The organism is Peribacillus sp. B2I2 (assembly GCF_041261685.1).
Taxonomy (GTDB): domain Bacteria; phylum Bacillota; class Bacilli; order Bacillales; family DSM-1321; genus Peribacillus.
Genome location: NZ_JBGCCB010000001.1, coordinates 558,290 through 582,663, shown reverse-complemented (window position 1 = coordinate 582,663; position 24,374 = coordinate 558,290). Strand labels below are relative to the sequence as shown.

The window sequence follows — 24,374 nt, the reverse complement described above, 5'->3', positions numbered from 1 at the left end:
TGACAATTTTTGTCCCCATTGTTCATAATGGGTTAGTGCATTATTACGTAAGGAGTTTTAAACATGTCAATAATCAAGCAAGACCTTTTAACACCAATTACACCCAAGTATGATCCTTGGGAAGCATATATGGACGTTGAACAATATGGAAAGCTCAGCCTGACCAACGTGGAGTTCACAACCACCACACTTTGCAATATGCGTTGTGAGCATTGTGCTGTCGGTTACACACTTCAGCCCAAGGATCCCGATGCTCTGCCACTGGAATTACTGATTCAGCGCCTTGATGAGATTCCTTTGCTTCGCTCGCTCAGCATCACTGGCGGAGAACCGATGCTATCAAGAAAACAAGTGAAGAATTATGTTTTGCCTCTATTGAAATATGCCCGTAGCCGCGGGGTACGGACACAAATCAATTCCAATTTGACCCTTGACTTGGAACGGTATGAGGAAATCATTCCCTATTTGGATGTCCTGCACATTTCCCATAACTGGGGAACGATAGATGAATTCATTGATATCGGCTTCGCCATGATGGACCGAAAACCATCGCGGGAACAGCGAAAGAAATTATTTGATAAAATGATCGAAAATTCCCGTGCCCTGACAAAGGCTGGTGTGCTGGTTTCAGCAGAAACGATGCTTAATAAACGCACATTGCCCCATCTTGAACATATTCACAGACAGATCGTCGATGAAATGGGATGTCAAAGGCATGAAATTCATCCGATGTATCCAAGCGACTTCGCTTCAGCACTTGAAACGTTATCATTGGAGAATATGCGTGAAGCGATTCATCATTTGCTTGATATCCGTGATGAAAATGTATGGATGCTTTTCGGTACCCTGCCATTCTATCCTTGCAATAACGGTAAAGAGGATATTGAGCTGCTTCAACGCCTTTATGATTCACATAAAGTGACTGTTCGAAATGACCCTGATGGACGTTCCCGGTTGAACGTCAATATTTTCACCGGGGAAGTTATAGTGACCGACTTCGGTGATGCACCTACATTGGGAAATATCATTGATCGGCCATTGACCGAATCGTATGACACATGGATGAATTCAAAACTGGCCAATGAGTTGAACTGCCACTGCCCGGCAGTCAAATGTCTCGGCCCGAATGTTCTCGTCAAAAATGCCTACTACCCAAAGGAAGACTTCAGGATGAGGAAGTCAACCATATGAAGAAAAAACTCGCCAATCCGGCGAGTTTTTTCATTTTACCTGGGTTGCTGCGAGACTGTAAAGCTGAAGGAAACATGGTCCTGAACCGGTATCCATGCCCCGATTCCTTGTGAAGTGATGTTCTTGATCGTTATGGTTCTTTTATTTCCTTTTAGATTCAAATATACTTCCCCATATGTGACCTTTCCTTTTTCATTGACGGCGGAAGCATAACTGGATAAATAACCAATCCTATTTGAAGCAACATTGTATACTTGATCTTTTTTCGTACCAGCTCCGATGATCGTTTCGAAAGCCAATGGCAAATTGGTTTTTTCCGTGGCTTTTAAAAGCATCATCTTTTGAACATCCTCAGCCTTAGGGATTTTGGCGGTCAGACCGCCACTTACTGCCTTCTGACTTTCCTGGACGTAACGGATCCTGTATGGAACTTCACCGCCGCGATTATCATAGTAATTCATATTGATCTTTTGGTATTCCCAGTTTGGGGCAGTTTCCGAAGACTCATAATTCAATGCCCAATGGCCAAGGTAAATGGTCGCCCTGTATCCAAAAGCAAGCGGAGCCTTTGCAATTGCTGATTCATTCAACATATGAATGAGTTCTGGATTTTCAATCTTTATATCCGACGAATCAATCAATTGTTCGGCAAACTTACTCGGCTGTAGCATTGGCAGATCTTGAGTCGAGTTCGGATACGTATTCTCCTTTGCAATATTCAATACGGAAGGTGGGATTTTCACCTTATTCGGAGTTGCTATATCTCCTGGTATATCTGCTGCAAAACCTACATTAGCCTGAATGAAGGCAAATAGGGCAAACATCGTAATAAGAATAATTCTTCTCATGCTGTCGCACTCCTTTTGAGGGGTTCAATCATTTGTTTATAGATTTTGTTTTTAGCCGACATTCTATACATTTCAATCTGATGTCGATTTTGTAATATATTTGTAAAGTTCAGAATATTTACTTTTCTATTCAAATCGGTTATACTTAATTTACATTATAAAAAGGAGGCGAAATCGTTCATACCTATAACTCTTTCAGGAGGTATGCTTATCGAACAATCCACGACACCCTTTTAAAGGATGACAGAAAACGAATTCGCCTATACTTAAATCTGATGTAAAAGGATGGTGTGACACTCTAGAATATTTTCTCAACTTTTACAAAAGCATGATGAAAAATTTTGGATTAACTTATGGATGGTAATTTACTAATATAGAAATGACTCTGCTAAATCTAACCTGAGCAGAGTCATTTTTATTTTTTTTTATAAAAAAGGACCTTCCGCATCGGAAGGCCTGCATTCTTATAATAAGTAAAATCCAATCCCCATAATGAAGTATGCAGCCAATAGGGTAAGGCCTTCAAACCAGTTCGTTTCCCCGTCATTCGAAATCATGATCATCAGAAAGACTGCTGTAACCATTGATATCAGTTCTGGCCATGTAAAAACAAGCGGCATATGTGTTGGATACATTAACGAAATCAGTACGAGTACAGGTGCTACGAACATCGCAACTTGAAGTGTGGAACCAACGGCAATCTCCACAGCGACATCCATTTTATTTTTATAGGCCATTATGACGGCGGAAGCATGTTCTGCCGCGTTACCCACGATCGCAACGATAATGACTCCGATGAATAACTCCGTCCATCCGAAGGTTTCCCCCACTTCGCTGAACGTATGGACAAGTTTCTCCGATACGAATGCAACAGCCAATGTAGCGGCAGCAAGTATTATAATTGCCTTTTTCTTGCTCCACTCCGGTTCTTCCTCTTCATGTTCCTCGGTTTGCTCCGTATGCTGATATACCCCTCGGTGAGTAACCAATTTAAAGAATAATGCAGCAAGGTATAATAAGATCAAAATGATGGAAATTCCGACACTTAACGACATCGTGCTTGATTCACTCATGTTTTGTGTGAATACTTCCGGTATGACGAAGGCTACAATAACAGCAAAAATTAACAGGCCGGCATTATGCCTCGCATCGAATACACTAAATTTCTGCCGTTTATATTTGGTCCCTCCGATAAAGAATGATAGTCCTGCCACCAACAATAAGTTTCCTAAAACGGAACCAGTCAAAGACGCCAATACGACACCCACTAGTCCCGCTTTTAATGAAAAGATGGATATGATCAATTCTACTGCATTACCAAAGGTTGCATTCAATAGTCCGCCAATCCTTGGTCCCATAACTATCGCTAAGCTTTCAGTCGCCCGGCCCATGAAGCCTGCAAGCGCGACGATTGTTAAGCAATATACTATGAACATGATTACGCTCGGCCAATGCAATAAAGACCCAATGACAGATAAGGGGACACCTAACAGGACAAGCCCCAAAAATATTTTATTCACGATACTTCTCCTCACAATCCTATAGTTCTTTTATGTAACAAAAACTATCATACATAATTTCCGGGCGATGACAAAGGAAAATTTTATCATCCCTTCGCTTCTTGTCAATATTTACCCAAATTTCTATTGCTTAATCCTCTTACTAAGATGTAACATCAAAAAGGTATACATTTCTTAGGAGACATGACCTTATGAATAATAAACTGCTTTTAAGTGTTCTAATCATTATTGTCGGCATATCAGGGTTTTCTCAAGGGATGCTTCTGCCGATCATCGCCATCATTTTTGAAAATGACGGAATCAGTTCATCCTTAAACGGGTTCCATTCAGCCTCCCTTTATATTGGGATTCTGTTGATTTCTCCTTTTATGGAAGCGCCACTCCGTAAATACGGGTATAAGCCATTGATATTATTTGGCGGGATAACCGTCATTCTATCGCTTGCCTTATTCCCGGTTTGGAAATCATTCTGGTTTTGGTTCGTACTCCGTTTCTTCATTGGAATCGGCGATCATACACTCCACTTTGCTACCCAGACATGGATCACTGCTATTTCACCAATAGCAAAACGAGGAAGGAATCTTGCCATTTATGGACTTTTCTTCAGTCTTGGCTTCATGGTCGGCCCGCTAATGACGAAGCTTCTCGAGATTAATCAGTCTTTGCCTTTCATCATGACATCCATACTTAGCCTTCTTACTTGGTTAACTGTTTTCCTTATTAGAAATGAGCTTCCTGAACAGGATGACTCTGAAAACACATCATTCCTTGGAACACTCAAAAGGTTTTCAAAGGTGAGCCGCATAGCTTGGGTCGCTTTTTTACTTCCGTTCACCTTTGGCGTGCTCGAAGCATCATTGAATAGCAACTTTCCAGTATTAGCCTTGCGCTCCGGAATCGATTTAACCGCAGTATCCATCATCATTCCGGCATTTTCCGCCGGGACCCTGCTTACACAGATTCCCCTGGGGATGATCAGTGACCGCTTTGGCCGGCGAAAGACCTTGTTGACGATTCTTTTTTCAGGCTTTGCCGCATTCACTCTGGCAGGGATTTATTCCTATTCAGTTCTTGGCCTATTCATCTGCTTTATGATTGGCGGAATGATGGTCGGTTCGACTTTCTCGCTGGGTATCAGTTATATGGCAGATCTTTTGCCTCGAAACCTTTTACCCGCAGGAAATTTATTATGCAGCATTTTCTTTAGTCTCGGCAGCATCGGCGGTCCATTCTTTGGCGGCCTGGTCATTGAACACGTTCAGGGTGGGAATTTTTTCTATATGATCAGTATCATGCTTTTGCTTGTCTTCATTTCATTGGCCTTGTTTAAGGAGAAAATGCCTGCTTCAGTTATGTAGTATATTTTATTATCTGGACAACTCCATTTATTATTCAAATTGCATGGTATTTAGCAATAGTGCCTGTAAATGCACTTTATATTTTTTACTAGATTAGAATCATTCTTCTTTATTTCTGAATAGGATATGTGGTAATATAATATTAACAAAAGGGACATCACGTTAATAAACCTTTGAAAACATTGCTGTCATCGCAATTACGATGGCAGCTTTCATATTTTATCCAGAGAAATGACGTTGATTATCTTTCTCAATTAGGTATTAAACAAATGATAATCTATATCATTTACACAAAAATAGAGAAGAATGTGGGAGGGAATCTTATGACTACAGATACTAAACATTTAACCCAACCGGCTACATGCAAAACCTCTTGGTTGGAAAAAGCAAAACCTCATTTAGAACTTATTGCTGCCTTATTCAGCGGATTATTAATAGTTTTGGGCTGGGCTTTTTCAAAGAACGGAATGGAGTCCACTTCCATAGTCATATACTTAGCCTCTTTCCTGATTGGCGGATATGCCAAGGCAAAAAAAGGCATAGAAGATACAATCGCCGACCGGGAATTGAATGTTGAGATGCTGATGATTTTTGCCGCAATCGGTTCAGCGATCATCGGATACTGGACTGAAGGCGCCATATTGATTTTCATCTTTGCTTTAAGCGGTGCGCTTGAGACATACACGATGAATAAAAGCCATAAAGAAATTTCGGCACTTATGGACTTACAGCCTGAAGAAGCGTTGCGCATCACTAACGGATATGAAGAAACCGTATCCGTTTCCCAGCTGCGTATCGGGGATCTCATATTAGTGAAACCAGGTGAGCGAGTTCCTTCAGATGGAAAAATCACGGATGGCCGTACCAATATCGATGAAGCGGCAATCACTGGCGAATCCATGCCAGTCAGTAAATCCTTGGATGATGAAGTATTTGCGGGAACGGTTAATCTCCGTGGAACGATTACCGTGGAAATTACCAAACCAGCAAATGAAACATTATTTCAAAAGATAATCACTCTCGTTCAATCTGCACAAAGCGAAAAGTCACCCTCCCAGCTGTTCATTGAACAGTTTGAGGGGACTTATGTAAAAGTGGTATTGTCAGTTGTCGGCTTAATGATGTTCGTGCCCCATTTCTTATTGGGCTGGAATTGGACCGAAACGTTCTACAGAGCAATGATCCTGCTCGTTGTCGCTTCTCCTTGTGCCCTTGTAGCCTCCATTATGCCAGCTACACTTTCTGCCATATCAAATGGTGCACGTCATGGCATTTTATTTAAAGGTGGCATACATCTTGAGAATCTAGGAAACCTGCAGGCGATTGCCTTAGATAAAACCGGAACATTAACAAAAGGAAAACCAGAGGTCACGGATGTCATTATCCGCGAAGATTTAAACGAAGAAGATTTCTTATTTCATATTGCATCTGTTGAAAATTATTCAAACCACCCTTTGGCAACATCGATCGTACGTTATGCTAAAACGAAATTGCAAAAGAAGGACATCATTAAACCGGATAACATGGAAGATATTTCAGGTAATGGGGTTCAAGCTTATTTCAATGGCGTGCTTTGGCAAGTTGGAAAAGCTGATTTCGTCGGTCGCAGTGAAGCTGAACGATTCCAAAATGGCATTGCGCTGACATTGGCTGAACAAGGTAAGACAATTGTTTTTGCAAAAGATGATCAAGGGATTGCCGGTATACTCACTTTGAAAGATGTCGTACGCGAAGAAACGATTGCTGCCATCGAAGCTTTGAAAAATGAGGGTATCCATACTGTCATGCTGACAGGCGATGGTGAAAAAACCGCTAAAGCAATTGCGTCGGAGAGTCACATTGATGCATATATTGCCGAATGCCTCCCTGAAACCAAAGTGAATGAAGTGAAAAAGCTGAAAGAACATTTTGGCACTGTAGCAATGGTTGGGGATGGCATAAATGATGCACCTGCACTAGCAACAGCTTCTGTTGGGATCGCAATGGGTGAAGGCACGGATGTTGCCTTGGAGACAGCGGATGTTGTTCTGATGAAGAATGACCTGCCACGTATCGCCGAAGCCGTCAAATTATCCAAGAAAATGAATCGAATCATCAAACAAAACGTCATTTTCTCGATTTCGGTCATCATGATCCTGATAGCATCTAATTTCCTTCAATTTCTCGACCTTCCATATGGCGTCATTGGCCATGAAGGAAGCACAATTCTCGTTATACTGAATAGCTTAAGACTTTTGAGAAACTAAACATGAATAAGGAGCCCCTAAAGGCTCCCTTTTTTTATGTTCGTTTCAGTTAGTGATATCCGTTCTTACCGTTTGCAGAACCTGATGTTTTATGGTTCGAACCTTTATTTTTTCCTTTTTGCTTTGTGCTGCCATCCTTTTTACTCATGAAAGAACTCCTCCTCTACAAAAGTTGTCATTTCTTGAATAGTATCTGCTGAAGTAAAGTCCGCTACTAAGGTAACTCCAGGAAGCTCATTCACATTCTGGATTTTCCTTTACACTTATTAGGGCATTTATTTCTCCGCCCAGTATGATGATTAGCCCCGATAAATAAAACCAAACCATTAATACGATTATTCCTCCAAGGCTTCCATAAGTCGCGGAATAATTAGCGAAGTTCTCCACATAAAAAGAAAACAAAAAGGAAACGATACTCCATCCTACCGTTGCAAAGATAGAACCGGGCAATACTGTTATGCATTTCAGTCTTTTGTTGGGCGCAATCCAATAAAGGATCGTGAACACAATCAAAAATACCAGCGTACTGATCACCCAGCGCAGTTGGTTCCAAATCGTTAGAAACTCATCGGATTGCCCAATCTCGGCAAATAGGAATACTCCGATTTGTTTTCCGAATATCGGAAGCAATAAAACGACAATAAAAACAAATATCATCGCTAAAGTGAGAAGAATCGACATTCCCCGGGAAATAAAGAAAGTTCGACTTTCTTTTACACCATATGCATGGTTAAATGCTTTAATGATTGCATTCATCCCATTTGATGCCGACCATATCGTCCCGATGACACCAAACGACAATAAAGTACCATTCGCTTCCATCACTTCCGATAGGTTAGCCTCAATGATATTCATCGAATCTTCAGGTGCATATGTACGGATGGTATTTAAAATATCTTCCTGGGAAAATGGCAGATAGGCCAATAAAGTGAACAAAAAAATAAGTAACGGAAACAGGGAAAGTAAGAAGAAATAAGACAGCTGTGCGGCAAGTCCCGACACATCATCCATATGTAACCGTTTTATGAAAGTCTTGAAGAATGAGCCTTTCAGCCATTCTTTTTTATTGGCCATACCTCCACCTCATTTTCTAATTTAAGGAGACCCGTTCTTGTGGATCCTGAATTGAAGATGACTCTTCCTGCTCTGCAGCAAAGACTTCCTTCGTCTCCATCACCACTTGGGCAACTTGCGAAGGAATATCTTTCATTTCCTCCACCTTTTGGGAAATGAAGGATACATCATCGGAGATTTTTTCAACAGTGGAACGTACCTTAGATGATGTTTCACGTACTTGTGTAAGCACCCCATTGGGATTCTTCACGAATTCTTTCATATTACTCATGCAACTTTTGCTGTTTTCCAATACAGAATAACGTGTATTCTTATCAAAAAGGCTTACTGCAGCCCCTGCTAACGCCCCAATAAAGACCGCTTGCATAAATTTACTTTTCTTGGCACACTTATATTCTTCTCGAATGTTGCTCATATATTCTCCTCCTCGTCATATATTGGTTCATGAATAATGGTAGCTATCTCCATTATACAATGTTTAAAAAAGTTTTTTCCTATCTTTTCCCAAACTCTCTCACTTTAAAACGTGGAGATGACAAAGTGAATTGGGGATCAAGCTTCGTTTTCCACCCGAATATCCATTGACTTCTAGGGGTAATCATGCAAAGATGAAAATAATTTAGGAACGTAAGAAAGGATGAGGAATATGGATTTAACACAAAACACAGCCGAAAGTGTAGAGTTTATGGTCGAAGCAATTAAGGATAAATTAAAAGTGATGAACTTCGGTGCAATCAAATCAACCCATTTTGATATCGAAATGTACGAAGAACTGCACGATATCTATATAATGGTGATGAAAAAAACGAATTTCAGTGTCCGTGAAATGGAAGCAATCGCCGAAGAACTTGGAAGACTGCGTAATAAGTAACATTTAGATCCTCCCATACGGTGAGGATTTTTTTCATTTTTTTAAAAATCCTGCTACATTTGTTATAGAGATTATAGTTAAAAACAGACAGGGGTTGTAAGCATGGTAGAAAGAAGAACGCCCATCAGTATTGCAGAAGCAGTGGAAAAAGTGATGAAGCATAAATTAAACGGACATATGGAACTGATTCCCCTCGAGGAAAGCCAAGACCGTTTTTTGGCTCAAGATATTACAGCTACAAATGATGTTCCGCATTTTAACCGCTCGCCATATGATGGATTCGCCCTCAGGTCCAAGGATACCGTTGACGGTTCCATAAATAACCCTCTCGAGTTCGAAGTGGTTGAAGAATTGGCTGCTGGTATGGTATCGACTATTCCTGTACAAAAAAACCAAGTGGCAAGAATCATGACTGGAGCTCAGATGCCTGCTGAGTGTGATGCCGTAATCATGCTCGAGCTCACGAAGGATTTCGAAAAGGACGGAAAGAAGTACATATCATTTAAACGCTCACTAAAGGAAGGGGAAAACGTTTCTTTTCAAGGTGAGGACGCAAAGAAAGGAGAAGTTCTTGTAAAAAAAGGAACAGCGATCAACCCAGGGATCATCGGCTTATTGGCAACATTCGGTTATGCTGAAGTCCCTGTTGCCAAGAAGCCTGTCGTCGGATTATTCGCTACAGGTTCGGAACTTCTTGATGTTAATGAACCCTTGCAGCCTGGTAAGATTCGCAACAGTAATTCTCATGCCATCTCCGCCCAAATTCGGAGGGCTGGAGGAGAAGTCCGTTTTTATGGAAAACTTAAAGATGAACTCGAATTAAGCTACGAGGCCATTTCTACGGCCTTGGAGGAAGTCGATCTGCTAATCACAACGGGAGGCGTTTCCGTTGGTGATTTTGATCTTCTCCCAGATATTTATCAACAAATTGGAGCTGATGTCTTATTCAACAAAGTGGCCATGCGCCCGGGCAGCGTGACGACGGTAGCCGTATTTAATAACAAATTTTTATTCGGTTTATCCGGCAATCCATCCGCCAGTTATGTCGGCTTTGAACTATTTGCAAGACCGATCATCCGCACCATGCTGTTTTCGGAATATCCGCATTTACGAAAAGAGACGGCTCAATTGGCAGAAGATTTCTTAAAGCCCAATCCATTCTCACGTCTGCTTCGAACCCGATTATTTTACGAATCCGGCCAGTTGAAAGTAATTCCCAGCGGAGTTGATAAATCCAATATTACGACAAGCTTGGCAGGTGCCAATTCACTGACCGTCTTACCTGGGGGGACCCGTGGTTTTCAAACGGGAGATTTTGTGGACATCCTGCTTCTCGATGATCAAGAAGGATGCAAATGGCCTTGGTGAAGCCTTTTATTTTTCAGGTGGTTGGCTACCAAAATAGAGGAAAAACGACTTTCATAACGAATATTATCGAAAAGCTTCGCGCAGCAAAATTAGAGACAGCCGTTTTAAAACACCATGGACATGGCGGAAAACCAGATGTCACAGGCATGAAGGATTCCAATAAACACTTTCAGGCTGGAGCAGCCGCTTCACTTGTTGAAGGAGACGGGACAATAGAATTGCTCGGCAATTTCAAGGGGGGAGCCCCTATCACTGAGCTGATTCAATTATTGGGTCTATTCCTCCCCGATGTGATTTTAATTGAAGGTTATAAGCAAGAGGACTATCCTAAGGTCATTTTAATCAAAGAAGAAAGCGACCTCCTGTTATTGGAACGGCTTACTAATGTCAAAGCAGCGGTGGCTTGGCCCGAATGTCTGGAACGCACCAGGAATCATGCTTCAGTACCCGTCTTCCCTTTGAATTCGGATGATTTCATTCCATGGTTCTTAAAACAAATATGAAGGAGGGCACAATGTTCATTCAATTTCCCTTAGAGAAACGCCGTAAGATGATCGAACGTATCCAAGAATATGTGTATCAGGAACATGGCAAGGAAATCGGTGAAATCGCTGCTGAAAATCACTTGCAATTCATTTTCGAAAACATTGCTCCCTTTATTTATAATGAAGGCATTAAAGATGCTAAAAAAGTGATTGAGGACAAATTAGGAAATATCGAAGAAGATTTGTATTCATTGGAACGACCGATTGATTAAGATGAAAAAACAGCATCATAATTGATGCTGTTTTTTCGTTCATTGTTCGGTCAGAATTAGCGGACCGTTCTTCGTGATGGCAATCGTATGCTCATATTGAGCCGAGTATTTCCCATCTGCGGTGGAAGCCGTCCATCCATTCGCATCCCGGCTGGCTTTGTATGTACCTACGTTGACCATTGGCTCGATAGTGAATACCATGCCTTCCTTAAGACGCGGACCTTTATTCGGCAGCCCATAATGCGGAACCTGCGGCTCTTCATGAATGACATTTCCTATCCCGTGTCCGATGAAATCACGAACGACCGAGAAGCCTTCAGCCTCGACATATGTTTGAATGGCATGACCAATATCACCAATCCGGTTTCCTTCCACACACACTTCAATCGCCTTATATAAAGATTCCTTCGTCACATGCACTAAATGTTCCGTTTCCTTTGAAACCTTACCTACCGTATACGTCCAAGCAGAGTCGGCAAGGGCTCCGTTATAATTGACGACCATGTCAATCGTTACGATATCTCCATTTTTCAAAGGGGTCTTTCGAGGGAAACCGTGACAGATTTCTTCATTTATGCTGGCACATGTCGCATACTCATATCCCTTGTAACCTTTTTGTTCCGGCTTCGCTCCATGCTTTTTTAAGAATCCTTCGACAAATTCTTCTATTTCCCATGTTGTCACACCAGGAACAATCAACTTTGCAATCTCCCTATGACAAGCTGCCAAAATTTTACCCGATTCATGCATCGCTTGAATTTCACGTGCAGATTTTAATACGATCAATCGTGACACTTCCTTTTTTAATTCGTCTCTCCTTTTATTTTACTGCAAAGATGGAAGTATATGAATCCTTTAAATCTCATTAAATAAAAAATCCCGGCAGCTGCCGGGATTTTTTATTATTTCAATAGATTAAGCGATTCCCGGTTAAATGCCGGAAGATCTTCTGGTGTCCTGCTGGTTACAAGCTGGTCGCCGCAAACTACAACCTCTTTGTCCAAATATGTGGCACCTGCATACTCCATATCGACTTTAATGGATGTATATCCTGTTGCGTGGCGTCCTTCAAGTGTTTTGGCTGTAATCAGCAACTGCGGTCCATGACAGATCGCAAATACAGGTTTTTTATCATCCATGAACGATTTGGCAAACGATACGAAGCGTTCGTCAGCACGTAGTTGATCAGGTGAGAACCCTCCGGGGATGAACAAAGCATCGAAATCCTCCGGTTTCACTGAATCGATGCTTTCATCAACCTTGACTCCTACTTCCCCTTGTTTTCCTTTTACGGTTTTCCCTTTTTCCATTTCAATCGACGTTACCGTATGACCAGCTTCTTCAAATGCTTTTGCCGGTTCACTGTACTCCGAGTCCTCAAACATATTCGTTACAACACATGCGATATTTTTACCCATAAAAATTCATCTCCTCAATTTTTGATCGAATGAACCTATCTTTGTACTTTATTTATGTTCCCTACTGCACTATAAATAAAACACAATGTTCCTAAAACTATTACCTTTCGTTTATGAGCGAAATCCCTTTGGCGGATGCTGCCCAAGTTTTAATATCAAAAGAAAAGGGGTCCCTGACCTTTTATCTTTTCCAAAAGCTGATCAATGTTTAGGATACTGGCCAACAACGTGTATGGCATTGATGATTCTTTTGTTGATCCATTTCCTGTTTTCTTCTATATTCAAATTTTCAAACATCCTTTTCCGCCCTTCTTCATTGGTTACATAGTAATTAGGCAGGTTATTCAGTGATAATGTGATGATGTCATTTTTACATTTGCTGCAAGAGCAAAATGTTTGGTATTCCATACCGGACATTAAAACCTGCACCCATGTCACAACGATCTCTTCCATCACATTTGTATATTTTCTATCCATAAATTCTCCTTCAAAAAGAAAAACCCGTCATTCCAGACAGGTTTTCACTCATTTATTGCCGTCCGTGGGACAATCAGGATTTCAACTCTCCGGTTTTCAGCTCTTCCTTTTTTCGTTTCATTAGAAGCAACCGGCTTGAATTCACCATGCCCTTTAGCACTGAACATTTCGGGATCCAACTCTTTATTTTCGAGAAGAAGTTTCATGAAATTCACGGATCGCATCACACTCAGATCCCAGTTGGATTCATACTGATAATTTTTAATTGGAATATTATCGGTATGGCCGCTTACGATAATGTTTCTGGGTAAGTCCATGACCAGTAAATTTGAGATTTCCTTTGCGATTTTTTGATTTTCACTTCTCACCTCAGCCACTCCCGATTCAAACAACACGTTCTCCCTAATTGAAATCAACATGCCTTCATCCGTAAGGTTCGTTTGCAATCTATCCGTTAAACCATTCTTTTGGATATAGGCATTTACACGCTCCTGAACTTCCGTAAGTTCTTCTTGCTCGTTTTCCCCTAACTTCTTAAGGTCATCAGCCCCTGATCTTTGTTCTGGTGATGTCGGCTCATTGCTGGGGGAATCACTTGGGAAATCCATAAAACCCGTTCCGCTCGTAAATACCTGGTTAAATACATTGGACAACTGCTGGAACCTTACTGCATCAACCGAACTTGAAGCGAATAAGACGATAAAAAGCGCAAGAAGCAATGTTAAGATATCGGCATAGGGAACCAACCATGATTCATCGATATGCTCTTCATGCCTTTGTTTCCTTTTGCGCCTAGCCATCTTCTCTCACATCGCCTTCTAACCACTTTTTACGATCTCCAGCAGGCAAATATGATGTTAATTTCTGTTCAATCGTTCTTGGCGCTTCCCCTTCGATGATCGATAAAATCCCTTCTATCATCATTTCTTTGATCCGGACTTCCTGCTGCGATTTCCGTTTGAGCTTATTGGCAAATGGATGCCATAACACATACCCTGTGTAAATTCCCATCAAGGTTGCGACAAAGGCGGCAGATATGGCATGCCCCAATGCCTCCGTGTCAGCCATATTGCCCAATGCAGCTATCAGCCCGATTACAGCACCCAATACGCCAAGTGTCGGTGCGTATGTTCCGGCTTGACTGAAAATCGCTGCCGCGCTTAGGTGACGCTCTTCCATCGCGTCTATTTCCTCTGCTAAAATATCACGAATATAATCGGCACTCTGACCTTCTACTGCAAGATTCAAGCCATTTTTCAAAAAAGCATTATCCACTTGGTCCGAAATGCTTTCCAATGCCAGTAAGCCTTCTTTCCTTGCAATGACCGCCCATTCCGAAAATGTTTTTATTAATTCTTCAGGCTTTGTCAATTTTTGTTCCAAGAATAAAATTTTGAAAATTTTAGGTAGTCGTTTTAATTCCGACAAAGGGAAAGCCGTTACGACAGCAGCTATCGTCCCTACAATAATGATCAGAATAGCCGCCGGGTTAATCAATGCTGTTACACTAACGCCTTTCAACACCATCCCGACTAAGATGGCCACAATACCAAGAACTACGCCCAAAACTGATGTTATATCCATAATACTCACCCAATCATTTAAATTCTCGTCTCCTCCTTATATCGGATGAAGTTTAAAAAAAGTGAGGATTATTTTTCTATTCCATTTTAATTTTCATTAAATCATCACAAAATCCACTCACTCCTTGCCAAGGGCGGAATTAAAAGCATATATCAACAGGTCGGGTAAAATTTCCGCCGGGAATATAATTTCACTTGGAGTTTGGTGCTTTTACTCGTGAGTTTCGGTGCTTTACTCGTGAGTTTCACGCTTTTACTCGTGAGTTTCGGTGCTTTACTCGTGAGTTTCACGCTTTTACTCGTGAGTTTTGGTGCTTTACTCGTGAGTTTTGGTGCTTTACTCGTGAGTTTCACGCTTTTACTCGTAAGTTTTGGTGCTTTACTCGTGAGTTCCACGCTTTTACTCGTGAGTTTTGGTGCTTTACTCGTGAGTTTTGGTGCTTTACTCGTGAGTTTCACGCTTTTACTCGTGAGTTTCGGTGCTTTACTCGTGAGTTCCACGCTTTACTCGCGAGTTTCACGCTTTTACTCGTGAGTTCCACGCTTTTACTCGTGAGTTTTGGTGCTTTACTCGTAAGTTTCGATGCTTTACTCGTGAGTTTTGGTGCTTTACTCGTGAGTTTCACGCTTTTACTCGTGAGTTTCACGCTTTTACTCGTAAGTTTCGGTGCTTTACTCGTGAGTTTCGGTGCTTTACTCGTGAGTTTCACGCTTTTACTCGTGAGTTTCGGTGCTTTACTCGTGAGTTTCACGGTTTTACTCGTGAGTTTCGGTGCTTTACTCGTGAATTTTGGTGCTTTACTCGTGAGTTTTGGTGCTTTACTCGTGAGTTTTGGTGCTTTACTCGTGAGTTTCGATGCTTTACTCGTGAGTTTTGGTGCTTTACTCGTGAGTTCCACGCTTTTACTCGTGAGTTTTGGTGCTTTACTCGTGAGTTTTGGTGCTTTACTCGTGAGTTTCACGCTTTTACTCGTGAGTTTCGGTGCTTTACTCGTGAGTTCCACGCTTTACTCGCGAGTTTCACGCTTTTACTCGTGAGTTCCACGCTTTTACTCGTGAGTTTTGGTGCTTTACTCGTAAGTTTCGATGCTTTACTCGTGAGTTTTGGTGCTTTACTCGTGAGTTTCACGCTTTTACTCGTGAGTTTCACGCTTTTACTCGTAAGTTTCACGCTTTTACTCGTAAGTTTCGAAATTTGGACATTTATCAAAAAAAGGACAAAGCCTGTCAGCTTTGTCCTTGTTCCTGTTTCCATCGGCTTCTTCCACCGAGCCATTTTATGATGGGCGATAAAAAAAATAAGATGAATAAGATCCTGAATAAATGAAAGCTTGTGACAACGGATAAATCCACATGCACAGACATGGCTGTGACTGCCATTTCGGCGACGCCGCCTGGCGCCATGCTCAAAAATAATTCGTTTGCCTGCAAGGATAGGACAGGAGCAAACTGAATGGAAAGAAAATAGCAAAATCCAATTAACAGGATGTTACTTACGAATACTGCCCCGAACATCTTTCTGAAGAGTCGGGGGTTATCAACCTTCAGTGTGTACCCTAAATGGGCGCCAATCAACAATTGTGACAAGTTCAACCAAAAGTCAGGAATTTGCGGGGCACCTGGGCCTACTAGATTAAATAAGGCTGCGGCCATGAGAGGTCCTAGTAAAAAAGGCAGCGGGAAATTCGCTTTCTTTGTGATTATGATGAGTATTAGCAAGGTTGCCAACATCATGATGGCTAATACCCCATCATATTCAAATAAGAAAAACGGCCGCTCCGATATAGCCATCACAGCACCTGGTTCAACTGACATTACATGGGTCACAAGCCAAGGAACAATGGAGATCACCAGGATGACACGAAGTGTTTGCATGAAACCTACAACGGTTTCATCACTATCCTTCATCTCCTCACTTAAGACCACCATCTGGGAAAGGCCTCCCGGAAAACTGCCAAGCATGGATGTGCTCAGAGATAGGTCCATCCGTTTTCCGACAAACCAGCCAGTCAAAACTGTAAATAAAATGATTGCGATTGTCGTAAAAAGCATAACCGGCAAATATTCAATCATCTCATTTAACGATTGTTTAGTGAATGAACTGCCCAGTTGTAAACCAAGAATGACCAATCCTGTGCTTCTAAAGGTTTTAGACCATAACATGTACTTCCCTAACTTCACTTTCGCAATCATCACCACGAATAATGGTCCCAGCATCCATGGTAAGTATATTCCAAGGCAATCAAACGCATATCCACCCAGGAAAGCCAAAAAAGATGTAAAAATGACTCTAAAACTCTTACTCTCGATTAAATTTGCACTCACAAAATTACCTTCTTTACCTAAGCGAATTTTCATCTATATCTTAACATAAAATAAGCTGATTCAAAGTTTCCTTATATACTTGTTTTCGTTGAAGCGAGGAGTATTCGTCATACTCTTTACCATTTCAGTAACAAAATGATCGTCCGCCTATAAAGAACGAAGTGTATTCATCGACTCCTCGATTACCTACTGCCTTTCCTTCATTTTATTTGGATCGTCACAATGGGTTTAAAGATTATTCATTGCCATTGCACTGTTTCAATGGCGGAGCTTTTAAAGCAGGCATTCAGCAAGGATTCGCATCCAAGCTTATGCTGGGACAATATTTCGCGGCATCAAGCTTACTGTTTACAATAGGCAGAATGTTGGTGCCAGTAGCCATTGATGTCAGGATGAATTGGTCACAACACTTCACGTTCTTGGCGTGCTCGCCATCGTCAGTACATTTTTATATTTCATGATATATTCGCTCCATTAAAAGAAACAGCAATGCACTTCCACTATTTACTAGATTTCCCACCCCCACAAACTCGCTACAAAAGGTAGAATGAGTATATAGGGGTCAAACTCTTATGGAGGGGTGACTAAATGTTATCAAATACAGAAATAGGCATTGACTTAGGAACTGCAAATACGCTAGTTTACAGTAAAAATAAAGGAATCGTATTTAATGAGCCATCAGTGGTGGCCATTGATATAGAGACTAATAAAGTATTGGCAGTTGGTGTGGATGCAAAAAACATGATCGGGAAAACACCTGGAAATATCGTGGCAATCCGTCCGCTTAAGGACGGTGTCATTGCGGATTTTGAAGTAACGGCGCAAATGCTTCGGGAAATCATGAAAAAAGCAAGTAAGGCCCTAGGCTTTTCGATTCGAAAACCTAGTGTGGTGGTCTGTACACCATCAGGTTCCACATCAGTTGAGAGAAGGGCCATTCAGGATGCAGTCAAAAGCTGCGGAGCCAAACAGGTCCACCTTATCGAGGAACCAGTAGCAGCAGCAATAGGTGCAGGCCTGCCTGTCGAAGAGCCGGTTGCAAATGTCATCGTTGATATCGGCGGGGGCACGACTGAGGTCGCGATCATATCTTACGGCGGCGTAGTTTCTTGCAATTCAATAAGAATTGGCGGAGATCAATTGGATGAAGATATCAGCCAATATGTTAGAAAAAAACATAATGTGCTGATCGGGGAAAGAACAGCCGAGGAAATAAAAAAAGAAATCGGCTACGCACTAGTTGAACATCCCGTGATCACCATGGAAGTCAGGGGCCGCGATCTTGTAACGGGTCTTCCAAAGCCGATTACAATATCATCCACTGATGTCCAGGAAGCCATCCAGGAATCGCTTCTTCATATATTGGAAGCAATCAGGGCCACTTTGGAAGACTGTCCACCTGAATTGAGCGGGGATATCGTCGATCAAGGTGTCATCTTATCCGGCGGGGGTGCACTTCTCAACGGGATACAAGAATGGCTGACGAATGAAATTGTCGTCCCAGTCAAACTTGCAGATAATCCGCTTGAATCAGTCGCCATCGGAACCGGGCTTTCACTTGAGGTCATTCACAAATTACAAAAAGCCGTATACTAAAAAGATGAAGGAATCCCAACTTGGGGTTTCTTTTTTTTTATCTATCCAGCCTTATGTTCCCAGGGTGCAAGCAGCAATCTCCACGTTTTAAAGTTAAATAACTTCACTGATATATTTTACCTCGTTTGAGTAGAGAATAAGGAAAAGGGTTTTTACGTTCGACAGTATGCGTTGCTTTTTTGAAGAAGGATCATTCCTGCAGGACTAAACGCATGCAATGTTACATAAGTTGTGATATAGTATAATTATGTTACATTGGTAAGAGGAGAAGATTTATGGAATATGTAGAAGCCTTTAAGGATATCAATCAAATCAGCAAAATAAAAACCTATTTACGAGCTCACTCCAGTCGGGATTATTTATTGTTTGTACTCGGCATCAATACAGGTATGAAGATAAATGAAATGCTCGAAATAACCGTCGCCAACGTTCTTGATGAAACTGGAAAAATCAAGGAATTTTATGAGCAACGGATGGAAAATGATGAGGTCAACCAAATTTATTTGAACCTGAAAGTCCGTACCGCCTTACAAGAACACCTTAAAGGCTCGAAGGTTATCGAAGGTCAATTTTTATTTCTTTCCCCTAAGACAAAAAAGCCGATTACACGTCAACAGGCACACCGAATCATCCATGATGCTGTGGAAGGTGCAGGTCTGACAGGCAAATTCGGAGCAAGTTCGATGCGTAAAACTTTTGGCTACCATGCCTATAAACAAGGAGTGTCACTGGCCTTGATACAGAAGCATTACCATCATTCCAGTCCATCGGAGACATTAAAATACATCGGCATATCCAAGGAGAAGAAATTCAAGACGAATATTGACGTTAACTTATAAACATTCTGCTATCTTCTATTAACTCTAACCAACATTTTAAGGAGGAATTCCAGTGAGAATTAGAGAAAGTGAACTTCCTGGTATTGGCCAAAAGTTCGAAATCATAACGAGAAATGATGAAAAGTTAGTAATTGTCATTCACGATGACGGCCGTCGGGAATTGTACCATTTTGATAATGAACATGAAGACGTCATTTCGAGCATCACCCTTAACGATCAGGAATCCCGGCAAATGGCTTCCATCATAGGCGGCATGGTTTATAAACCACAAGCACTTGAAACGATTGAAATGTCATTGGGTGACTTAGTGATTGAATGGTTCAAAGTGGAACCAGGTTCTAAGGCCATCAATCAAACGATCGGTGCGATTGATATAAGGAGCAATTATAATGTAACCGTCATCGCCCATTCGAAAAAAGGAAAAAAACAACTGAATAATCCTGGTCCTGACTCTATCATCGAAACAGGCGATACCCTTGTGATATCTGGTGAAAGAAAAGATATCCGTAACCTGACAAGAGAATTATTGACCGACGAAAGGAGTGACTAAGCTCATATGGACCATTTAGTCTTTGAAGTGGGAACTGCCCTACTTCTAGTAGCATTAGCTGCTCTCGTTGCAGGTAAATTCAAAATCTCAAATGTTCCACTATTAATTATCATCGGGATGCTCGTTGGTCCCCATGCCCCACAATTCGGATTAATTGACCTGCGTTTCATTGAAAGTGATGAAATCATAGCGTTCCTCGGACGTGTCGGTATCTTATTCCTCCTGTTTTACTTAGGTCTGGAATTTTCCGTAAAAAAACTTATGAAGTCCGGGAAAAATATCGTGACAGGCGGAACGTATTACATTGTGATCAACGCCGGAATGGCCTTTGTATATGGTTTCCTGCTCGGACTTCCATTAAAAGAGGTTCTGATATTAACCGGGATCATCAGTTTTTCTTCAAGTGCCATTGTAGCAAAGGTACTTGTTGACCTTAAAAGGACCGGGAACAATGAAACGGAGCTAATCCTTGGTATCATCATGTTTGAAGATATCTTCCTCGCTGTTTATCTTTCAGTCGTATCCGGATTGGTATTAAGCTCCTCTGGTTCCATTTGGGGAACGTTACTTTCTACTTTAATCGCAATTGGGTATATGCTTGTATTTTTTGTTATCGCCCGGAAAGCATCTGGGATCCTTAACAAATTATTCAATATTACATCAGATGAGATTTTTATCATCGTCGTGTTTGCATTACTGTTCTTTATTGCAGGTTTCTCGGAAACGATTCATGTTGCGGAAGCCATTGGTGCATTACTGCTCGGCCTAGTCTTTTCTGAGACGGAACATAGCGACAGGATTGAGAAACTTGTCATTCCCTTTAGGGACTTCTTCGGGGCCATATTCTTCTTCAGCTTTGGCTTGAGCATCGATCCGACGACCCTTGGCGGAGCTGTCTGGATGGTTCTTGGAGCCGTCATCATCACTATAATCGGTAACTTTGTCGCTGGTATGATTGCCGGACGCAAATCCGGTTTATCTCACAGAGCTTCCGCAAACATCGGTTTAACGATTGTTTCACGTGGCGAATTCTCCATCATTTTAGCCAACCTAGGCATTGCTGGCGGTTTAATGCCTATACTAACCCCGTTTGCGGCACTTTATGTTTTGACCTTAGCCATTCTTGGGCCGATCCTTACAAAAGAATCCAAACACATCTATAATATCCTAAATAAAGTCTTCAAATGGACCCCCCCGAAGGTTCAAAAGGAACAAGGAAAAGAAGTACAATAGACAAAAAGGCCAGACATGTTATCTGGCCTTTTTTCTGTTAACCTTCAATAGCCCATCCGGAATAACTTCCATAATTACCCTAACATTAATATAATTGTTATAAAAGGGGCGTGGAATAATGAGTCTTTCTTTAAAAAGAGCCATTAGATATTTAATCTGCCTAGTGGTAGTATTGGGCGTATTATTCATAGGCTTGAAGTACCAACAGCACCTATTTACAGTTAGTCGCGAAACTTACGAGATTAAGGGATACTTGCTGTTCGGATCTTCATTCCCGATTTTCCTGGGCACGGTACTCGCCATTCCCCGAATTCTGCAAAGGGTTTCTAAAAAGGGGCATTGGAAAGTGAGTTGGTTAAGGCTAATCATTATTGGCTTGCCATTCCTTTACCTCTCCATCATTCCGATTTTGTACTTTACTGGATTATTTAAAGATTTGCCTCTCTCCAAATTTGTTTTTGGTTACTTCGGAGAAAATGAATCAACCACATTAAATGCGATCATTGGAGTAATTGCAGGTTATATCATTGTCACAAGCTTATACAAGCGCAAGGATTAACATGAAAGGGACTTCTTTTTTAGGAAGCCCCTTTCAATTTCTTTTCATTTGAGGATTAGCTTGTATGAACAGAGGGAAAAGAAGCAGATAACCTAAGTAACTATTCAGGAGTGATGCCCGGATGAATAAGTCGATAAAATTTTCAAAGAAACTGATTAAAGAAATAAAGGAGGATCGCGTGACGGGTCTGGCAGCTGAACAAGCTTATTACTATTTACTCGCCCTATTCCCTTTGCTCATTTTACTTCTGTCCATATTACCTTATCTGAATATTGACATTCAGACAGCACTGGACACGATAAAAACCTTCATGCCTGCGGAGACGATGGAAGTCATTGAGAAAAATATCATCAACATATTATCTGAGCGGAACGGCGGCTTACTGACTTTTGGTTTCCTTGGCACCATATGGTCCGCTTCAAACGGAATGAATGCGTTCATTCATTCCATGAATATCGCTTATGATGTTGAAGAAACAAGGAATTTCATTAAAGCCCGCTTCATCTCCATTGTATTGACATTAGGCTTGGTTGTTGCATTCATCGTCATGTTAGGTCTCCCTGTCTTCGGAAAAGTCATCATCGATTTACTACAGCAAGTCATCCCGATCCCTGAAGAAATGCAAATTTTATTCAGCTTGTTACGGTGGGTTATCGCGGTTGTGGTCATCTCACTCGTCCTGGCCTTTCTATATCGTTTTGCACCGAACAAAAGTTTCCCCATTAAACACGTCATCCCTGGGGCAGTGACCGCAACTGTACTTTGGCTGGGAATATCACTTGGATTTTCATTCTATATCAGTAACTTTGCCAACTATTCTTCCACTTATGGCAGTTTAGGAGGCGTCATCATCTTGATGATCTGGCTATATTTGAGTGGTCTGATCTTTGTGATCGGCGGAGAAATCAATGCAATTCTTCATCGCCAAAATACCATTCCAAAAAAACAGTCACGCACTATCGTACATCCTGTCCCGCTTAAAAGGTAAAATCATGAATTACGGAACTAGATGGAATTAATTCAAAAGCGGCTGTCCCATTCGGACAGCCGCTTTCCTATTCACCCTTTATTGACAAACTCTTCATATCTTTCATCATGGGCCAGCCATGCCGAGTATTTCCGCTTCATGTATTTTTCAGCTTCCCCAAATGTATCGAATGTTTTTTTCTGTTGTTTTCCGTTGATTTCAACAATCCATTCTTCTTCTTCATCTTCATAGATGAATATGTCCTTTTTATCTCTCGTTGAATATAGGCAACCCTCTGGGGATTCCTTTACATTCAATTGATTTTTATGTGCATCGCGTTTAAGGGGCTCGGCAAAGAATGTCTTTTCGACATATTGACTATAAGCCTTTTCGGACATGGTACAACCGGCGGCTTTTTGATGGCCGCCACCATCGTACTTTCCAGCAACCTCAGAAACATCTATGTCATCGTGGATTGTCCGGAAGCTGATTCTTTTACTCCCTACCATCAGGATGGCGATATAATCCAGATGCGAGAACTCTTTCGACAGTTCATTTCCCAATTCTGAGTGGTATGACTCTGCATGGACCACCCCAGCTGTATGGGGACCGACCGTAGCCTGATAAACTTCTCTTTTTTTCCTGTTTATGTACCGATCAACCCGACTCTCCTCAACATTCAGAAGCGTTTGCTCCACTTCGTCAAAAGTAAAACTTTCAGCCGTCGACAACTTTTTTGCGATTTTCATTTCGAATTCCTCAATCGGAATCATGAAAAACAGGTCATTCAGCCGTTTTGCCGTTGAATTTTTATTGACTTCCCATTCCCACGTATCGTATTGACGGACCAATTCAACGAATTCAGCGATAATGCTTGAAGGTTCCAGAAATTTATTTTCAACAGCATACTGATAGAATAATGAAGTTGCTGCCGTCTGTTTACCGTCTTCCTGTTCGACAGTTACAGATGCCCAATCATGTTCATTCAAATGCAATGCTGACTTATGATGATCGATCAGCAGCGCTTTACCTCCATCTTCAACAAACTGAGTAATCATTTTTTCGTTATCTTCATCAACCGATAAATCAGTAACAATCAATGTATCTTCAATCTTAGCCTGCTCAAGAAATGCTCCTACATTCTGATTAAGGCGACCGATTGAATTATAACTAACAACTACTTCTTCTCCGAATGCCAGCTTAGCTACAATGCCGCAACCGACTCCATCTAAATCATTATGTGTAAAGAGATGGTACACACAAACCCCTCCTAATAACTAATAAATTTACTTTTCCCTAAAGACATGAATTTCAATTGCAATCTTTACAATTGTAGCATAATCATATCCGCATAATTTACCATGCTACCATTACGCGATGCTTTTGTTCTTTTTTTTTTTGAAAAACCCACTTATGATTCTTTATTTTCCAGAAATATATAATGAAAACACATTACTTTGAAATCGTGGTATTTCCATGTACTCCCTTAAAACAGACAGGGGAAAACAACAAACCATTAATGCTTCAAGATATCATGATCATGTATTCAATGATCACTTTATGCCTCATTCTATCCATATTTCTAGGCACCCCG

At 41.3% G+C, this 24,374-nt stretch carries 28 protein-coding genes; 17 read left to right on the top strand and 11 right to left on the bottom strand.

Annotation, left to right across the window (positions count from 1 at the left end; genetic code table 11):
• The first annotated feature begins 69 nt into the window (after positions 1-69).
• Entirely contained in the window at positions 70-1,191 is a 1,122-nt protein-coding gene (gene yfkAB / locus ABIE66_RS02880) for a radical SAM/CxCxxxxC motif protein YfkAB (protein WP_370016968.1), read from the top strand.
• 35 nt (positions 1,192-1,226) lie between these two features.
• Here the strand turns inward: yfkAB and ABIE66_RS02875 are convergent, their stop codons facing one another.
• Both ABIE66_RS02875 and cax read right to left on the bottom strand, forming a co-directional pair.
• On the bottom strand, positions 1,227-2,039 hold the full coding sequence (locus tag ABIE66_RS02875; RefSeq protein ID WP_370013797.1) for a YfkD famly protein: 813 nt from the start codon (positions 2,037-2,039) through the stop codon (positions 1,227-1,229).
• Positions 2,040-2,503: 464 nt separating this feature from the next.
• Positions 2,504-3,562 carry a calcium/proton exchanger gene (cax, locus tag ABIE66_RS02870; RefSeq protein ID WP_289327218.1) on the bottom strand — a complete coding sequence of 353 codons (1,059 nt, stop codon included), beginning with the start codon at positions 3,560-3,562 and terminating at the stop codon, positions 2,504-2,506.
• A gap of 188 nt (positions 3,563-3,750) precedes the next feature.
• Here cax and ABIE66_RS02865 point away from each other — a divergent pair, with 188 nt between their 5' ends.
• Entirely contained in the window at positions 3,751-4,917 is a 1,167-nt protein-coding gene (locus ABIE66_RS02865; RefSeq protein ID WP_370013796.1) for an MFS transporter, read from the top strand.
• 323 nt (positions 4,918-5,240) lie between these two features.
• On the top strand, positions 5,241-7,163 hold the full coding sequence (locus ABIE66_RS02860) for a heavy metal translocating P-type ATPase (protein ID WP_370013795.1): 1,923 nt from the start codon (positions 5,241-5,243) through the stop codon (positions 7,161-7,163).
• A gap of 234 nt (positions 7,164-7,397) precedes the next feature.
• Here ABIE66_RS02860 and ABIE66_RS02855 read toward each other — a convergent pair whose 3' ends face one another.
• Together ABIE66_RS02855 and ABIE66_RS02850 are read right to left on the bottom strand one after the other, a co-directional pair.
• The gene (locus ABIE66_RS02855) at positions 7,398-8,237 is read right to left on the bottom strand and encodes a YihY/virulence factor BrkB family protein (RefSeq protein ID WP_289323612.1); all 840 of its coding nucleotides are present in this window, start codon (positions 8,235-8,237) and stop codon (positions 7,398-7,400) included.
• Between the two features lie 16 nt (positions 8,238-8,253).
• On the bottom strand, positions 8,254-8,652 hold the full coding sequence (locus ABIE66_RS02850) for a YtxH domain-containing protein (protein WP_289323611.1): 399 nt from the start codon (positions 8,650-8,652) through the stop codon (positions 8,254-8,256).
• 231 nt (positions 8,653-8,883) lie between these two features.
• Here ABIE66_RS02850 and ABIE66_RS02845 point away from each other — a divergent pair, with 231 nt between their 5' ends.
• From ABIE66_RS02845 to ABIE66_RS02830, 4 genes are all read left to right on the top strand, one after another.
• Positions 8,884-9,108: a DUF1128 domain-containing protein gene (locus tag ABIE66_RS02845; protein WP_289323610.1), complete on the top strand. Its 225-nt coding sequence runs from the start codon at positions 8,884-8,886 to the stop codon at positions 9,106-9,108.
• Between the two features lie 102 nt (positions 9,109-9,210).
• Positions 9,211-10,476 (top strand): molybdopterin molybdotransferase MoeA, encoded by a 1,266-nt coding sequence (locus ABIE66_RS02840; protein ID WP_289323609.1) that lies wholly within the window; start codon positions 9,211-9,213, stop codon positions 10,474-10,476.
• A complete protein-coding gene (gene mobB, locus ABIE66_RS02835) occupies positions 10,464-10,979 on the top strand; it encodes a molybdopterin-guanine dinucleotide biosynthesis protein B (protein WP_289318082.1) in 516 nt (171 codons plus the stop codon). The genes ABIE66_RS02840 and mobB overlap by 13 nt, the downstream gene beginning before the upstream one ends.
• Before the next feature lie 11 nt (positions 10,980-10,990).
• Positions 10,991-11,233 carry a DUF2164 domain-containing protein gene (locus ABIE66_RS02830; RefSeq protein WP_370013794.1) on the top strand — a complete coding sequence of 81 codons (243 nt, stop codon included), beginning with the start codon at positions 10,991-10,993 and terminating at the stop codon, positions 11,231-11,233.
• Between the two features lie 39 nt (positions 11,234-11,272).
• Here the strand turns inward: ABIE66_RS02830 and map are convergent, their stop codons facing one another.
• From map to motA, 5 genes are all read right to left on the bottom strand, one after another.
• A complete protein-coding gene (map, locus tag ABIE66_RS02825; RefSeq protein WP_370013793.1) occupies positions 11,273-12,019 on the bottom strand; it encodes a type I methionyl aminopeptidase in 747 nt (248 codons plus the stop codon).
• A gap of 116 nt (positions 12,020-12,135) precedes the next feature.
• On the bottom strand, positions 12,136-12,651 hold the full coding sequence (locus ABIE66_RS02820) for a type 1 glutamine amidotransferase domain-containing protein (protein WP_370013792.1): 516 nt from the start codon (positions 12,649-12,651) through the stop codon (positions 12,136-12,138).
• Between the two features lie 201 nt (positions 12,652-12,852).
• Positions 12,853-13,128, bottom strand: a complete 276-nt coding sequence (locus tag ABIE66_RS02815) for a late competence development ComFB family protein (RefSeq protein WP_370013791.1) — start codon at positions 13,126-13,128, stop codon at positions 12,853-12,855.
• Between the two features lie 44 nt (positions 13,129-13,172).
• Positions 13,173-13,928, bottom strand: a complete 756-nt coding sequence (gene motB, locus ABIE66_RS02810; RefSeq protein WP_289323604.1) for a flagellar motor protein MotB — start codon at positions 13,926-13,928, stop codon at positions 13,173-13,175.
• The gene (motA, locus tag ABIE66_RS02805; RefSeq protein WP_289318088.1) at positions 13,921-14,712 is read right to left on the bottom strand and encodes a flagellar motor stator protein MotA; all 792 of its coding nucleotides are present in this window, start codon (positions 14,710-14,712) and stop codon (positions 13,921-13,923) included. The genes motB and motA overlap by 8 nt, the downstream gene beginning before the upstream one ends.
• A 204-nt stretch (positions 14,713-14,916) precedes the next feature.
• Here motA and ABIE66_RS02800 point away from each other — a divergent pair, with 204 nt between their 5' ends.
• The 3 genes from ABIE66_RS02800 to ABIE66_RS02790 are packed head-to-tail and all read left to right on the top strand — an operon-like array spanning position 14,917 to position 15,994.
• The gene (locus ABIE66_RS02800; RefSeq protein ID WP_370013790.1) at positions 14,917-15,246 is read left to right on the top strand and encodes a hypothetical protein; all 330 of its coding nucleotides are present in this window, start codon (positions 14,917-14,919) and stop codon (positions 15,244-15,246) included.
• Positions 15,243-15,749 carry a hypothetical protein gene (locus ABIE66_RS02795; protein ID WP_370013789.1) on the top strand — a complete coding sequence of 169 codons (507 nt, stop codon included), beginning with the start codon at positions 15,243-15,245 and terminating at the stop codon, positions 15,747-15,749. The genes ABIE66_RS02800 and ABIE66_RS02795 overlap by 4 nt, the downstream gene beginning before the upstream one ends.
• On the top strand, positions 15,746-15,994 hold the full coding sequence (locus tag ABIE66_RS02790; RefSeq protein WP_370013788.1) for a hypothetical protein: 249 nt from the start codon (positions 15,746-15,748) through the stop codon (positions 15,992-15,994). Before ABIE66_RS02795 ends, ABIE66_RS02790 begins: the two co-directional genes overlap by 4 nt.
• On the opposite strand, the gene ABIE66_RS02785 is transcribed toward ABIE66_RS02790, so the two are convergent.
• Positions 15,939-17,069 (bottom strand): AbrB family transcriptional regulator, encoded by a 1,131-nt coding sequence (locus ABIE66_RS02785; protein ID WP_289323599.1) that lies wholly within the window; start codon positions 17,067-17,069, stop codon positions 15,939-15,941. The genes ABIE66_RS02790 and ABIE66_RS02785 overlap by 56 nt on opposite strands.
• Positions 17,070-17,197: 128 nt before the next feature.
• Between ABIE66_RS02785 and ABIE66_RS02780 the strand changes: the two genes are divergently transcribed.
• From ABIE66_RS02780 to ABIE66_RS02750, 7 genes are all read left to right on the top strand, one after another.
• Positions 17,198-17,497: a hypothetical protein gene (locus ABIE66_RS02780; protein ID WP_370013787.1), complete on the top strand. Its 300-nt coding sequence runs from the start codon at positions 17,198-17,200 to the stop codon at positions 17,495-17,497.
• 127 nt (positions 17,498-17,624) lie between these two features.
• The gene (gene mreBH / locus ABIE66_RS02775) at positions 17,625-18,632 is read left to right on the top strand and encodes a rod-share determining protein MreBH (protein WP_289323597.1); all 1,008 of its coding nucleotides are present in this window, start codon (positions 17,625-17,627) and stop codon (positions 18,630-18,632) included.
• Positions 18,633-18,907: 275 nt separating this feature from the next.
• Complete coding sequence (locus ABIE66_RS02770) at positions 18,908-19,471, top strand: tyrosine-type recombinase/integrase (RefSeq protein WP_289323596.1); 564 nt, start codon at positions 18,908-18,910, stop codon at positions 19,469-19,471.
• Between the two features lie 52 nt (positions 19,472-19,523).
• Complete coding sequence (locus tag ABIE66_RS02765) at positions 19,524-20,021, top strand: cation:proton antiporter regulatory subunit (RefSeq protein WP_101224892.1); 498 nt, start codon at positions 19,524-19,526, stop codon at positions 20,019-20,021.
• A 6-nt stretch (positions 20,022-20,027) separates the two neighbouring features.
• Positions 20,028-21,254, top strand: a complete 1,227-nt coding sequence (locus ABIE66_RS02760) for a cation:proton antiporter (RefSeq protein ID WP_289318095.1) — start codon at positions 20,028-20,030, stop codon at positions 21,252-21,254.
• A 118-nt stretch (positions 21,255-21,372) separates the two neighbouring features.
• On the top strand, positions 21,373-21,813 hold the full coding sequence (locus ABIE66_RS02755; protein WP_370013786.1) for a hypothetical protein: 441 nt from the start codon (positions 21,373-21,375) through the stop codon (positions 21,811-21,813).
• A 121-nt stretch (positions 21,814-21,934) separates the two neighbouring features.
• Entirely contained in the window at positions 21,935-22,801 is an 867-nt protein-coding gene (locus tag ABIE66_RS02750) for a YihY/virulence factor BrkB family protein (protein WP_289323594.1), read from the top strand.
• 71 nt (positions 22,802-22,872) lie between these two features.
• Here the strand turns inward: ABIE66_RS02750 and ABIE66_RS02745 are convergent, their stop codons facing one another.
• A complete protein-coding gene (locus ABIE66_RS02745; RefSeq protein ID WP_289323593.1) occupies positions 22,873-24,039 on the bottom strand; it encodes a DHH family phosphoesterase in 1,167 nt (388 codons plus the stop codon).
• Between the last annotated feature and the right edge of the window lie 335 nt (positions 24,040-24,374).